We start from the raw sequence: 13,524 nt of genomic DNA on the forward strand, positions 1-13,524 counted from the left end.
CACTATGACCCAGACCTGCATTTCAGACGCAATAGAAATACTTGAGGAGTTGAGCGCCTGTCTGGACGATGCCTACTGGGAGGCGGCCACCATCGGGGATAAAGACCGTTTCTACAACCTGATTTACGCCATCAACCGCGAGCTCTCGGAATTGAGCAAGCTAAGCGTACAAGACCACAACCTGGCCTATGAGCGCATTAGCCAGGAATTTACCCAAGCCAAAGAGCGCCTGAGCGACCTTAAAAAATCACCCGAAACCTATGTACGCCGCTCGCGCACAGCGCAAAATCTTTCAGACTGCCTGCACAGGCTTGATCAACTGCTGCGCTAAGGCACACCGGCTGCAATTATGAGGCGTAAATCCGCGCCTCAGTCCTCAGCATTAAAGTTATAGCCAGACCACAAGAAGCCCTTCGCTATCTAGTCCAAAATTGTTTAACGAAAGCCCATTCGGCACTGGCGAAGCGGCAAGTTTGAACAATACTTAATCATACCGGTGCCGCCCACCCCCCAACTCGATTTGCGGTGCCGGTGCTATGTAAATAGCTGGTTTCTAGGATTTTATCCTTTATGTTTCACTCCTAAAATGGTCTTGGCCCGGCATTCCCCCCCAGAAATGCCGGGATTTTTTTGCCCGCGATTTATGCACCCGCGTGCACTTGCGCCAGGCACTCTAAAAATAAATTAAGCAGCCGTGCAGGCCTTGGCGAAAGCCGCCAAATGGCCTCGAACTGGCACTGGTAATTGAAATCTTCATGCTCTATGCGCCGCAGGCGGCCTGCTGCAACCAGCGGTGCCGCGTAGTGATCAGGCAAGTACCCTATGTACATGCCACTTAACAGCAAATGCAAAATACCCTCTTGGTCGTACACGGTGGCTGCGCGTTTTAGCCCCAATTTATGGGCTTCTTCCATGTTGGGCGAGTGATAACCGAGGCCCGCGTAACGGCACGCCAACAGCGCAGAGGCCTTGGGGGCCTTTACCGCAAACAGCGGGTGGCTGGCACCGCAGTAAAGGTGCATAGCCTCCGAAAACAGCGGCGCATAAGACAAACTCGCCGAGGCCCGGTGCCTGGGAATTACCCCACACTGAAAGCGCCCCTCAATAACCCCACGCTCTATTTCATTGAGTGGCTCTACATATATTTCAACGTCTACATCCGGCGCCTGCTCGGTAAAGGCGGCAATGGCCTCCGGCAGATGACAATTGGGGTTGGTGGCGGTTTTATCAAACAGGGCCAGCGTCAGCGTGCCCGAAAGGCGCTGCTTGAGATCGTTTACATCCGCCCGGAATTCATCCAGCGCGCCAAGGGTACGCAGCGCAGATTGATACACCTTGCGGCCCTCCGGCGTTAGCCCGAAGCCACTGCGCCCGCGCCGGCACAGGGTAAGGCCCAGGCGGCTCTCCAAATCTTTGAGGTGGCGGGAAATGGTAGAGCGCCCGATATTGAGCTCAAGCTCGGCGGCCGACACACCACCACTCTCTGCCACCACCCGAAATACCCGCAGCAGGCGGATGTCGGTATCGGCCAACTGCCCCAACAGGGCCTTTTGTTTCATAAGCTTCACACTTTAATTGGATATGTTGCGATTTATACAACTTAACAGGCCCGCTACATTAGCGCCATATTTCTATTGCATTGCGAGCACACCATGACCCAACTAAACCTCGATGCACACTGGATGCCCTTCTCCGGCAACCGCGAGTTCAAGCGCAACCCCCGCATGATCCGAAGTGCCGAAGGCGCCTATTTCACCAGCACCGATGGCCGTAAGATTTTTGATGGCCTGTCTGGCCTATGGACCTGTGGCCTGGGCCACTGCCGCACTGAAATCAGCGATGCCATCGCCAAGCAGGCACGTACCCTCGACTACAGCCCAGCCTTCCAGTTTGGCCACGAGCAGTCTTTTGAGCTGGCCAATAAAGTGGTCTCGCTCATGCCTGAAGGCTTAAACCACGTGTTTTTCACGGGCTCAGGCTCAGAAAGCGCCGACACCGCGCTTAAAATGGCGCGCGCCTACTGGCGCAAAAAGGGCCAGGCAAGCAAAACCCGACTCATTGGCCGCGCCAAGGGCTATCACGGGGTCAACTTTGGCGGCATCAGCGTGGGGGGCATTGGCCCGAACCGGGCGCTCTACGGCGACCTATTGGCCACCGATCACCTGCCCCACACCCAACTTGCCAATCAACCCTTCGTGAAAGGCATGCCTGAACAAGGCGCCGAACTGGCCAACGAGCTGCTAGACATCATCGCCCTGCACGATGCCTCTAACATTGCCGCAGTAATTGTTGAGCCCTTCGCGGGCTCGGCCGGGGTGATCATTCCGCCCAAAGGCTACTTGCAGCGGCTGCGCGAGATTTGCGATCAACACAATATTTTGCTGATTTTTGATGAAGTCATCACCGCCTTCGGGCGCTGCGGCGGCATGACCGGTGCCGAAGTATTCGGGGTGACGCCCGACTTGCTGAACGTGGCCAAGCAGCTCACCAACGGCGCGGTTCCCATGGGCGCGGTGATTGCCAAAAGCGAAATTTATAACGCCTTTATGGAAGCCGGCGGCCCAGACTACATGGTGGAATTCCCCCACGGTTATACCTACTCGGCCCACCCCCTGGCCTGCGCTGCGGGCATTGCCGCGCTCGATGTTTTGCAAAAGGACAAGCTGCCCCAGCGTGTGGCGGAGCTTGCGCCATATTTTGAAAACCAATTGCACCAACTGAGAGATCGCCCGCACGTAGCCGGCATTCGCAACTTCGGTTTCGCCGGCGCGCTGAGCCTCGCCCACTACCCGGGCGAGCCCGCCCGACGCCCCTATGAAATTGCCATGGCCATGTGGGCCAAGGGTTTCTACGTGCGCTACGGCGGCGACACCATCCAGCTTGGCCTGCCATTCATTACCGAAAAAGCAGAGATCGATGCCCTGCTAAACGCCCTGGCAGACACGCTCACTGAAAACACATAATCAGCCCATTTAATTCACACATTTCACGTAACAGGATCACACAATGAGCGTCATCGGACACATCATTAACGGCGAACACATTCAAGGCGAAGGCCGCACCCAGGCGGTGTACAACCCCGCCACCGGCACCGCCGAAGGCACCGTTCAACTGGCAGATACCGCCACTGTAAAGCACGCCATCAGCGTGGCCGAGGCGGCCTTTCCCGCCTGGCGCAACACCCCGCCATTGAAGCGCGCCCGGGTGATGTTCAAGTTCAAGGATCTGCTGGAACAACACGCCGATAAAATCTGTGAACTCATAACCGATGAGCACGGCAAGGTGCTCAACGATGCCATGGGCGAGCTGCAGCGCGGCATTGAAAACGTTGAATACGCCACCGCCGCACCAGAGCTGCTAAAGGGTGAGCACAGCAAAAATGCAGGCCCGGCCATTGATGCCTGGAGTGAATTCCAACCGCTCGGCGTGGTGGCGGCCATCACGCCGTTTAACTTCCCCGCCATGGTGCCCCTGTGGATGTGGCCCATGGCCGTGGTGTGTGGCAACTGCGTGGTGCTAAAGCCCTCCGAGCGCGCCCCGAGCGCGGTTAAATACATCGTAGAGCTCGCCCACGAAGCCGGCCTACCCAAGGGCGTGCTGAACCTGGTTAATGGCGACAAAGAAGCGGTAGACACGCTCCTGCAAGATCGCCGCGTGCAAGCGGTCAGCTTTGTGGGTTCAACCCCCATTGCCGAGTATGTGTACACCGAAGGCAACAAGCACGGCAAGCGCGTGCAGGCCTTGGGCGGCGCTAAAAACCACGCAATTGTGATGCCCGATGCCGACATGGAAAACACCATCAGCGCACTCATTGGCGCAGCCTTTGGCTCTTGCGGCGAGCGCTGCATGGCAATCTCTGTGGCCGTGGCCGTAGGCGATGAAGCTGCCAACAAGCTCGTAAGCGGCCTGCAAGCGGCCATGGCGAGCATCAAAACCGGCACCGGGCGCGACAACAGCAACGACATGGGGCCACTCATTACCGGCGAGCATCGCAACAAGGTGCGCCAATATGTGGACGACGGCGTAGCCGAAGGCGCGACTCTGGTAGTAGACGGGCGCGATCTCTCGGTTAGCGAGCACCCCAACGGCTTCTTTATGGGCCCTTGTCTGTTCGACAATGTGCGCCCGAACATGCGTATTTACCGCGAAGAAATTTTCGGCCCGGTACTGTGCGTAGTAAGGGTGGATACCATGGAGCAGGCCATGCAGCTCATCAACGATCACGAGTTCGGCAATGGCACCTGTATTTTCACCCGCGACGGCGAGGCCGCGCGCTACTTCAGCGACCACATTCAAGTGGGCATGGTAGGCATTAACGTACCGCTACCTGTGCCGATGGCTTTCCACAGCTTTGGCGGTTGGAAGCGCTCGCTGTTTGGCGACCTCAGCGCCTACGGCCCCGATGCCGTGCGCTTTTACACGCGCCGCAAAACCATCACCCAGCGCTGGCCCTCATCGGGCGTGCGTGAAGGCGCCCAGTTTACCTTCCCAAGCTGATTGGCCACCTGCTCACCCCTTAGCCACACCGTGCACACTTTGTGCGCGGTGTGGATTAACGGTTTTACCCGCACTGCCGCCCCGCTATAATCCCCGCCTCTGTTTTTGCGCCCACCGCGCCCCTGCCCGAAGGACAACACCGTGTTTAGCAAGGCCCGCGCCTTTGAAGCCATCGATGCCATTAACGCCCAAGACCCAAAGCAGGAAACCGTTAACGGTGAAAGCCTGCCGGCGGCGCTGCTATACGGCCAGCGCATGTCGGCACGATTGGCCAGCTTTCAGCCCGAGGCAAGCCTGGCGCTGGCCATTGCCTGCCGCGCCCAGCACATAGAGCGCTGGATAATCCCGCGCACCGATTACCCAATGGATCGCGGTGGCTACCACCGCTGGCGCACAGCCCTTGGCCGCCACCACGCCGAGCGCACCCAGGCACTGGTTGCAGAATTAGGCGCAGACACCGCGCTCATAGACACCCTGGGCCAGCTGCTGCGCAAAGAGGCTCTCAAACAAAACCCGCAAACCCAGGCGCTGGAAGATGTTGCCTGCCTCGTTTTTATTGAACATTACCTGCAGCCCTTCAGCGAGCAGCACGACGAAGCCAAGCTCGTCAGCATCATCCAGAAAACCTGGCGCAAAATGTCTGCCGCAGGCCAAGCAGCGGCACTGGCGCTGCCATTACACCCAACCGTTGCGCCAATTATTAAAAAGGCGCTGAACGGAGCTGACGGTGCTGCTTAAACACCTGCACCTAAGTCTGGCGTTGCTTTCGGTTAGCGGCTTTTTTATACGCGGCATCTGGCACTTGCAAGCTGCGCGCTACCTGCACCTCCGGGCCACCCGCATTGCGCCCCACGTGATTGATTTCGCGCTGTTGCTCACAGCCCTGGGCCTGCTTTACCAATACCAGTGGCAGCCCTGGGGCAGCCCGTGGCTTACGGCAAAACTGCTGGCGCTGCTGGCCTATATCGGGCTGGGTGTGCTGGCGTTTCGCTTTGCCAAAACCCGTTCCCTGCAGTTTTCTGCGTGGCTGGGGGCGCTGGCCTGTGCCGCCTACATTGTGGCAGTAGCCATTACCAAGAGCCCGACGCCCTTCCTTTAATTATTCACACTTTGTTGGACACACCATGTGGTTTAAAAACTTACAAATCTATCGCATCAGCGAGGGTTACGACCTCAATCTTGCAACACTCAGTGATGCACTGGCTGAACAAGCCTTTACGCCCTGCTCGCAGCAAGAAATGACCAAATCCGGCTGGGTTTCGCCACTGGGCAAACACGCTACGGAACTTGCCCACGTGGCGCAAAATGCGGCATTGATTACCCTGCGCAAGGAAGAGAAAGTCATTCCCGCAGCCGTGCTGCGCGACATGGTAGAAGACAAAGCCCAGCAAATTGAAGCCGCCGAAGAGCGCCGGGTTTACCGCAAAGAAAAAGAGCAGATGAAAGAAGAGATTCTGTTCGAATGCCTGCCCCGCGCCTTGCGCAAAAGCCGCCGCACCCATGCGCTGATCGACCTGGAGCTTGGGCTGATCATTGTGGATGCCTCAAGCCCCGCGCGCGCCGAAGAGCTGATTACCCTGCTGCGCCAAACCTTGGGTTCGCTACCGCTATCACTTATGCAATACGAATACTCGCCCGCCGTGCAAATGACCGAGTGGGTAGCGGGCAACAACCTGCCAGATGTCTGGGCACTGGAACACGAGTGCGAACTGCGCGAGAGCGGCGAAGACGGCGCCATTATCAAATGCAAACGCCACGATTTGGCCTGTGAAGAGATCCAGCAACACCTGCAGGCGGGCAAGCAGGTGGTTCAGCTGGCGCTTAACTGGCAACAACAGCTCACCTTCCTACTTACCCACGAAGGCCATATCAAGCGGTTGGGCTTTGGCGATGAGCTAAAGCAGGAAGCCCAAGACAGCGGCGGCGACCAACTGGCACTGCTTGACAGCGAATTTGCGCTCATGACCTTAACCCTGCGGCGTTTTCTGCCAGACCTTGCCCAAGCACTCGGCGGCCACAAAGCCGAAGCCGTGTAAGTTTTTGTAAAACCTGGCAATGGCGGCAGTTAGTACCCCATTGCCAGCTAATGCTAAGGTATTAACCGGGTTTTGGATTCGATCACAAGACTAATGGCACAGAGCTCACAAAACAGACTATTGACTTAGTTAAAAACTTGACGTATACCATGCAAGGTGATTCTAAAAATAACGCAAAAGCATAAAAACTACGGCGGCTAATCATGAAAAAGATCATTCTTGCTCTCGGACTCTTGGGGCTTTTTGCAGCTCCTGCGACCCTGGCTTGCGACGAAGCTTGCCAAAGGGAAAAGGCTGCAAAAAACACCGGACAAGACTTCCCCAGTTACTTAACCTGGAAATACTGTGAAGGTATTGCCGGCGAATTCATGACATCTACCATGAAAAGCCTGCAAAGCTACACAGAGGAACACCTTGACGTAACCCGTCGCCGGGGCATGCGCAACACCAAAAGCTACCTCGAACAGCGCAAAGACTGGCTAAACGAGTGCGACAGCTACATGGCTGCCACGGGCAAAGGCCGCATTTTCCGCGATGACAAAACCACTAAGAACATCATGGCCGCCATCGACAGTGTCAATGCCGAGCTGGATTCACTTCTTAAAGGGGTGACCTACGCCAACGAAGGCGGTGACGACACCCAGGTTGCGCAAACCAAGTTTGATGAACTCTTTACCCTGGTAGACAACCACAAGAATCTACTGCTGATGAAGGGTTACATGATTACCTCGCGCTAAGGCAGGTAATCACCCAACGAAAAACGCCAGCTTATGCTGGCGTTTTTGTTTCTGACTTGCGCTTGATCGACAATACCGGCCGATCCACATTGGATTTTGGCATGGCGGGCTTGGGCCTTGGGGCGGCTTTCTGCTTGGCCGCACGGGCAATAGCTTCAACGCCCAATCGCAATAATCGCGCCTGATCGATCACGCTTAAGCCCTGGGGGAACTTTCCGGGGTTCACGCCCTGTGGATCGCGGGGATTACCGTCCACTGTAATCGTGAAGCCGCTGCTGTGCTTGGCCGACTGGCCATCTGGGCCTACTACCCAATCTTCAAAATCCATGAGTACCACTACCTTCCTAAATATCCCTTACTGCCCGACCCTGAACGCTCGCGAGCGCGGCAATCAGTTTGCTCGAACCACCCTACCGGCTTCAATAAAGAGGCGCATTACACCATAAAATTGCCGCAATAGGATACTAAACCTTCGTTCAGGCTGCTGTGCGCGATATCCCATTGCGCGCGGCCTCAGGGCTTGGGCCTTATCAGCTCATCCAGCAGTGTTGGGTCGTCAAAGTGACGCCGGCCGGTAAAGGCCACGGCGTGATGGCCCGGCGCGCGATGACTGCCGGTTGCCGGCACACCCATGGGCCAGAAAAACAGCGCTTCACTACGGCCGGATTCAGGCACAACGCCACGGGCATCAAACACCGCCCAATACTGCCGCACGGCCTCGGAAAAGCGGCTGTAAATGCCGACGCCAGCCCACTGCACAGGCGCAACGCCCAACTGCACGAAGGTACCATTTACAGGCCCATTTCCAACACCCAGCAGCGCATGGTCATTTTCGCTGAGATACACCACCGGCCCCTCGCCCAAGGCAAGCTCGCCACCCACGAAATGCGGCTCCTGCCAGAAATCCTCATTGGGCACGCTCTGGTAACCCTTAGCCGGGTAAAGCTGATACCAGCAACCACAGGTATGCATGGCGTCATAGGCAATGGGGCGCCCATCGGCGGCCAGATGCACACGCCAATGAATGCCATCCAGGGTGCCTGCCAATACATCCAACGGCCCCTTTGCCGGGCGCTCGGCAAACCAGATTTGGTAATTAAGCTGCAGCACGGGCGCGCCCTCAAACCGCCCAAGGCTCGGGTAGACATACATCAATGGCTGCCCGGTATTAAACTCAAGCAGGCCGTTATCAGTGCGCCCAAGGCGGCCCGGCATATTGGCACCGGCCACCGCGGCGGGGCTATCGGCCACAGCAAACACCGGCGCCCAGCGTGAAAACAAGCTGCTCCAAGCGGCCACATCGGCAGGTAAACCCTCGCCTACCAGCGCCCTGGCCGAAAAGAGAGCCGAGAAGTGCGCGGAAGCCGTGAAACTCTCGCGGACGAAATTTGCCTTGAAATAGCGCCACTCAGCAGCTGCAGGGGAAAAGTCCGCTTGCTGCCTGGCCATGTGGTTAAGCTCGCCTTCAACGCCTGCCAGAAACGCCAAGCGCGTGAGTGGGTAGAGCCCAATGGCGCGCAGGCCGGTGCGGTATTCATCGGGTATGGTGGTGGCAGTTTTCAGGGCTGCCCAGCTAGGGGTATCCCCCGCAATTGAAGCGAGCACGGGCGCCATGCATGCCGGCACCTCAAGTTGCAATGCCTCGCTCGCCAAGAGGTTGGCCCACTGCAACCAATGCAGCCGCTCGGCTTGGGTTGCCGCCGAATCAAAACGCGCGGCAAGGTCGCGGTTCACGCGCAAAAAAGGTGCGCCTTTAACCTCAAAATACGGCGTGTATTGGCGCTGTTTTAGCGCCTCTGTAAAGGGGGCAATACAGGTTTGATGATTGGTGGCCACCAGGCGCACAGGCTGTGGCGCACAGGCGCTGAGGAGGCCGGCCAACAGACCGACCAGTGCGAGAATACGGCTACTTTGCCGCCTGTTGGCGCGCTTTGGCACGTTGCTGGCGCTCCGTTGGTGCGCGGCCTATGTGGGCTTCATTGCGTTGCTTGGCCAATTCAATCTGGCGCTGACGCTCCTCAAAACGGCGGCGCTGCTCATCGGTGAGCAGGTGGTGGCAGCGCGGGCAACAAACGCCCTGCTCGAAGGTGCTGGCCTGCTTATCAGCCTCGGTTATGGGGTGGCGGCAACCGTGGCAAAGGTCGTAACTGCCGCGCTCTAGTGCATGATTCACCGCCACGCGGTTGTCGAACACATAACACTCGCCCTGCCACAGCGATTCAGACTCGGGCACCTTTTCAAGGTAATTGAGAATGCCGCCTTTGAGGTGGTACACCTCGTCAAACCCCTGCGATTTCAAAAGCGCCGTGGATTTCTCACAGCGGATACCGCCAGTGCAGAACATGGCCACTTTCTTGTGCTTGGCAGGGTCCAGGGTTTGTTTGATGTACTCGGGAAAGTCGCGAAAGCTCTCGGTTTTCGGATCTATGGCGCCCTTGAAGCTGCCCACTTCATACTCGTAGTAGTTGCGGGTATCTATAACCGTAACCTCCGGATCGCTGATCAGCGCGTTCCAGTCTTCGGGCTCCACGTAGGTGCCCACCACTTCCAGCGGGTCTATGCCGGGCACGCCCATGGTCACAATCTCTTTTTTGAGTTTGACCTTGGTGCGATAAAAAGGCATTTCCTCCTCAAAGGACTCCTTGGAATCGAGTTCCGCGAAGGCGGGCTTAGCCTTGAGGTACAACAGCAAATCATCAATGGCCGCGCGAGTACCGGCAACAGTGCCGTTAATGCCCTCAGAGGCCAGCAACAAGGTGCCTTTTACCCCCAAGCGCGTCATCTCTTCCAGCAAGGGCTCACGCAAATCGCGGTAATTGGGCAGGGTTACGAACTTGTAAAGCGCGCACACAACGTAAGACATGAAATACAACCATCAATAACTATCAAAAAGCAGCCGCGCATTGTAGTGACTGCTCAAATACTGCACAACCGGCAATTCAGCCCGCCTTGCTGCCACCCAGGCACTTGGGTGAATCAGGCGCAGCCGCGCCCTGCCACTGGCCGGGCGACCAGGTATGCAAGGCCAGCGCGTGAATCTCGCCCATTATCTCGCCCAGGGCGCCATACACCAGCTGGTGTTGCTGCACCAGTCGTTTACCCTCGAACGCCGCTGCCACCAACTGCACCTTAAAGTGCGATTCAGAGCCAGGCGGCACATTGTGCATGTGGCTTTCGTTTTCTATACGCAACATTTGCGGGCTAAAGGCCCGGGTAAGCGCTTGTTCAATTCGGGCCTGCATTGGCCCTTGGGGCAATGTTGGCTGGCTTGGGTGATCTGGCATAGGGGTTCTACAACTCTGCTGTTTGCGTGTTTGCCGGGTGCTAGTTGGCGCGTGCAAAAACCTGCGCATGGGGCACCCGCGCGGGCAGTATTATACCCCCTCCCCTTATTAACGCGCAGCGCCCACACAAGACCCGCCCAAGTGTGAACTGGTCGAGGTTTTTTGAGCGCCGTCAAGATTTAAGATAAAAGTACCAATATGGCGCAATAAACACGCTATGATTTCGGGTGCCACGAGCACAAACGCTAAAAATGACCCTAATGGGGCCAGCAGGGGAATACGCAACATGAGCGATCAAAAGCCGGCATTGTTTATTGAGCGCCGCCACGGGCGCGACAGACGCAAAGAGCCAGACAGCTGCAAATCATTGCCCATAGACCTCTACCACCGCAAGCGCCGCAAGAACCCCGATCGCCGCACGCCCGGCCGCACCCTGGCCGAGCACATCAACGCCTTTTACGAAAACCAAAGCCATACCTGCGACACCCACTAGCCCGAAGCTACCGGGTAGTGGGGAAAGCGGGCAAAAAAATCCTTCACATCAAATTGCCGGCGCACCTGGGCATAATAATCCTGGTGACGATGGCGGTGAGAGTTATGACCCTCGTATTGCAAATGATCAAGGCAGGCACTGCACACCGCCCGCTCCGCCAAATTACCGGCCCCAATATGCACCCACTCATCCGGCGGGAATTTATCGCACCAACACAGGTGATAGTCGCTAAAGCCTTCCACCCACACAATCACCCGTGCATTTTTAAAAGCCACTGTGTGATCTAGCAATTTATTCAGTGCAACCCTGGGCACCCTGAGGCCCGCACCTGCCAATTCAACACGCTCTATGCCCGTTAAATGCAGCCGCGGGTCAAAAAACTCAAACTGCCCCAGCCGGCTTGCGCCCATTTTTTCACGCAATAAAGTAAGCGGCGGAAAATCAGCAAAATCCGGCAGTTTCACGGGCTTACATCCTGCAATATGGTGGCAATGCGTCCGTCGGCATCGGTGCGCACGCGAAATTCAACCCGGCGCGAACGGGCATCGTCTTCCACGCCATTGGCATTTAATACGGGCTTTGAAGACGACAAGCCATTGGCCGTAAGGTGCGCCGTCAGCCAGGCCTTTTCAGGCGCCACACTGTTGAGCGCCAACACATAACCCAATGCCGAGCGGGTGCGCGCCTGAGACAGCGCCATATTGCGGATGTAGGCCTCATCGGGCGAGGTATCTAGGCCCCAGTCGCTGGAGGTGTGGCCTTCTATGCGCACCTCCAGAATATCCTGCCGGTATTTGGGCTGGGTAAGAATGGCCACATAACGCGGAAAAAAGTCTGCCAGAATATCTGAAAACGCGGGGTTGAGATCAGCCTCACCACGGTCGAACAACAACTCGGTATTGTAAAAGCGTAAACTCAAATCGCGATTTAATTCCGCGCCCCACTTTGGTAAATCGTCGGCAAACTCGCGGTGTAAATCTTCATAAAGCTGGGTGCGCAGGCGATCGTATAAAATCGCCACGTCTTTAATTTTGCGCGACTCTATTTCAAGTTGCACCATGTAAATAACCGAGATTAACAGGAACACCATCATCAGGCCGCCCATCAAATCACTGACAGACACCCAGTGTTCTTCTTGCTCTAACGTATCACTCGGCGAGGGCTCGAGCCCGCTGTTGAGGTTTGCCATCGCGTTGATTCACCTGATCGGCCATATGAATAAGCTGACGCAGCTTTTCCGTCAGCGGTGCATAATCGTTTACAAACTTTTCAGATAACGAGGTCATCTGATAACCAAAGGTTTTCAACGCCTGCACAAGCTCCTGCTCAAGGCCCTGCTCAATGGCGGCCAGATGGTTTTCCACGCGCGCATCGCTTGCTTGGGCCAGGCCCGCAAGCTGGTTGTGCACGCGCTCGGAGGTTTGGGTGAGTTGCGCAAGCGACTCGGCCAGTGCGGCATCTACTGCGCGCTGGTTTTCACTTACCGCCCGGGTGAGCTGGTCTGTGAGGCCATCAATGCGCTCACCCAGTTGCGGCAAGCCTTGCGCTGCCCGTTCAGACACATCGGCCAGCACTTCAAGCTGCGCAGATAAATTTTGCGATTGTGATTGGGTGCCGGCCAACAAATCCCCCAAAGACGCAGACACCTGCTTGAACACTTCCGCGTGTTGCACCATATCGCGGTAGGCTTCGGCGGCTTTATCAAGCAGCTTGCCGTTGGCATCCTGGCTGGATAACAGCGCCTCCAGTTCGCGCTTGTAGTTTTCCTGCCAGGTAAGCATCTTGCCCACAGCGGCGTTCAGTTCGCGGAAGTTATCGCCATATTGCGCGTTAATTTCCGCATTGAAATCGCGCATCACTTTTTCAATGGCCACCACCAGCGCCCGCGCATTGGCTTCGGCCATTTCCGTTTGGTAGGCCTTCAATTGCGACACTATGGCCTCGGCTGCATGCAGTTGCTCTTGGTGCTGACGCGCAAGCGCGCTGTGCAAACCGCCGGCGCCGGCATCACTTAAGCTTTGCTGGATATCCGTAAGCAGGTTGGCAAGGTCGGTTACCGTGGCGGTGTGGTAGGTTTCCTGTTTCTTTCGCACACCCATCACCGCAAACAAGTGGCGCATTTTTACTGCCAAAGCGCCCAACAGGCCGGCGATAGATGTCCAGAAAGCGGTTTTTAAGCCATCGATCAGTTGGGGAACAGAGGCGCTGATGTTTTCGGTATCAAATTCCAGAAGCCCCAGTGCCACACCCAAAAAGGTGCCAAAAATACCGGTACTGGTAAGAATTGCAGGGGATTGGCCGGCGGAGTGGCTGTTATAGCCCGGGCCCACAAAATACACAGAAAGCACAAAAATCAGTGCCATCAACCCCAGAGTAAGCGGTGGAAACTCAGCCAAAAATGCCATGGCACTCCCTTTGCGCTGTATGGTCTCACCTACGGGCCGCTCGGGCCTACGCAGCTTGATTATTATTTGTGG

16 protein-coding genes are annotated in these 13,524 nt (G+C 56.6%); 8 read left to right on the plus strand and 8 right to left on the minus strand.

All coding sequences use genetic code 11. From position 1 onward, the window contains the following. Positions 1-4: 4 nt before the first annotated feature. The gene (locus tag L1F30_RS09405; protein WP_253355588.1) at positions 5-331 is read left to right on the plus strand and encodes a hypothetical protein; all 327 of its coding nucleotides are present in this window, start codon (positions 5-7) and stop codon (positions 329-331) included. A 310-nt stretch (positions 332-641) separates the two neighbouring features. On the opposite strand, the gene L1F30_RS09410 is transcribed toward L1F30_RS09405, so the two are convergent. Beyond that, a complete protein-coding gene (locus tag L1F30_RS09410; protein ID WP_253355590.1) occupies positions 642-1,559 on the minus strand; it encodes a LysR family transcriptional regulator in 918 nt (305 codons plus the stop codon). A 93-nt stretch (positions 1,560-1,652) separates the two neighbouring features. On the opposite strand from L1F30_RS09410, the gene L1F30_RS09415 reads away from it, so the two are divergent. The 6 genes from L1F30_RS09415 to L1F30_RS09440 all read left to right on the plus strand — a co-directional run bounded on the left by L1F30_RS09415 (position 1,653) and on the right by L1F30_RS09440 (position 7,270). Continuing rightward, complete coding sequence (locus L1F30_RS09415; RefSeq protein ID WP_253355592.1) at positions 1,653-2,963, plus strand: aspartate aminotransferase family protein; 1,311 nt, start codon at positions 1,653-1,655, stop codon at positions 2,961-2,963. 43 nt (positions 2,964-3,006) lie between these two features. Further along, the gene (locus L1F30_RS09420) at positions 3,007-4,497 is read left to right on the plus strand and encodes a CoA-acylating methylmalonate-semialdehyde dehydrogenase (RefSeq protein ID WP_253355594.1); all 1,491 of its coding nucleotides are present in this window, start codon (positions 3,007-3,009) and stop codon (positions 4,495-4,497) included. A gap of 141 nt (positions 4,498-4,638) precedes the next feature. Next, a complete protein-coding gene (locus tag L1F30_RS09425; RefSeq protein WP_253355596.1) occupies positions 4,639-5,235 on the plus strand; it encodes a DUF4202 domain-containing protein in 597 nt (198 codons plus the stop codon). Further along, a complete protein-coding gene (locus L1F30_RS09430; RefSeq protein ID WP_253355597.1) occupies positions 5,225-5,596 on the plus strand; it encodes a SirB2 family protein in 372 nt (123 codons plus the stop codon). The genes L1F30_RS09425 and L1F30_RS09430 overlap by 11 nt, the downstream gene beginning before the upstream one ends. Positions 5,597-5,621: 25 nt before the next feature. Beyond that, positions 5,622-6,533 carry a recombination-associated protein RdgC gene (rdgC, locus tag L1F30_RS09435; RefSeq protein ID WP_253355599.1) on the plus strand — a complete coding sequence of 304 codons (912 nt, stop codon included), beginning with the start codon at positions 5,622-5,624 and terminating at the stop codon, positions 6,531-6,533. Positions 6,534-6,901: 368 nt separating this feature from the next. Next, on the plus strand, positions 6,902-7,270 hold the full coding sequence (locus L1F30_RS09440; protein WP_253355601.1) for a hypothetical protein: 369 nt from the start codon (positions 6,902-6,904) through the stop codon (positions 7,268-7,270). 31 nt (positions 7,271-7,301) lie between these two features. Here L1F30_RS09440 and L1F30_RS09445 read toward each other — a convergent pair whose 3' ends face one another. From L1F30_RS09445 to L1F30_RS09460, 4 genes are all read right to left on the minus strand, one after another. Next, positions 7,302-7,598: a hypothetical protein gene (locus L1F30_RS09445; protein WP_253355603.1), complete on the minus strand. Its 297-nt coding sequence runs from the start codon at positions 7,596-7,598 to the stop codon at positions 7,302-7,304. 185 nt (positions 7,599-7,783) lie between these two features. After that, positions 7,784-9,151 carry a hypothetical protein gene (locus tag L1F30_RS09450; RefSeq protein ID WP_253355605.1) on the minus strand — a complete coding sequence of 456 codons (1,368 nt, stop codon included), beginning with the start codon at positions 9,149-9,151 and terminating at the stop codon, positions 7,784-7,786. A gap of 25 nt (positions 9,152-9,176) precedes the next feature. Next, on the minus strand, positions 9,177-10,133 hold the full coding sequence (locus L1F30_RS09455; protein WP_253355607.1) for a rhodanese-related sulfurtransferase: 957 nt from the start codon (positions 10,131-10,133) through the stop codon (positions 9,177-9,179). Positions 10,134-10,209: 76 nt separating this feature from the next. Next, a complete protein-coding gene (locus L1F30_RS09460) occupies positions 10,210-10,554 on the minus strand; it encodes a BolA family transcriptional regulator (protein ID WP_253355609.1) in 345 nt (114 codons plus the stop codon). 286 nt (positions 10,555-10,840) lie between these two features. Here L1F30_RS09460 and L1F30_RS09465 point away from each other — a divergent pair, with 286 nt between their 5' ends. Beyond that, complete coding sequence (locus tag L1F30_RS09465) at positions 10,841-11,047, plus strand: hypothetical protein (protein ID WP_253355611.1); 207 nt, start codon at positions 10,841-10,843, stop codon at positions 11,045-11,047. Here L1F30_RS09465 and L1F30_RS09470 read toward each other — a convergent pair. Genes L1F30_RS09470 through L1F30_RS09480 form a run of 3 tightly spaced genes read right to left on the minus strand, consistent with a single transcriptional unit; the run spans position 11,044 to position 13,452 of the window. Continuing rightward, positions 11,044-11,511: a hypothetical protein gene (locus tag L1F30_RS09470; RefSeq protein WP_253355613.1), complete on the minus strand. Its 468-nt coding sequence runs from the start codon at positions 11,509-11,511 to the stop codon at positions 11,044-11,046. The two genes, L1F30_RS09465 and L1F30_RS09470, sit on opposite strands and share 4 nt — an antisense overlap. Then, entirely contained in the window at positions 11,508-12,236 is a 729-nt protein-coding gene (locus tag L1F30_RS09475) for an OmpA family protein (protein WP_253355615.1), read from the minus strand. The genes L1F30_RS09470 and L1F30_RS09475 overlap by 4 nt, the downstream gene beginning before the upstream one ends. After that, entirely contained in the window at positions 12,196-13,452 is a 1,257-nt protein-coding gene (locus tag L1F30_RS09480; protein WP_253355617.1) for a hypothetical protein, read from the minus strand. The genes L1F30_RS09475 and L1F30_RS09480 overlap by 41 nt, the downstream gene beginning before the upstream one ends. Between the last annotated feature and the right edge of the window lie 72 nt (positions 13,453-13,524).

Origin of the sequence: Simiduia sp. 21SJ11W-1 (genome assembly GCF_024138675.1) — a bacterium.
Lineage (GTDB): Bacteria > Pseudomonadota > Gammaproteobacteria > Pseudomonadales > Cellvibrionaceae > Simiduia.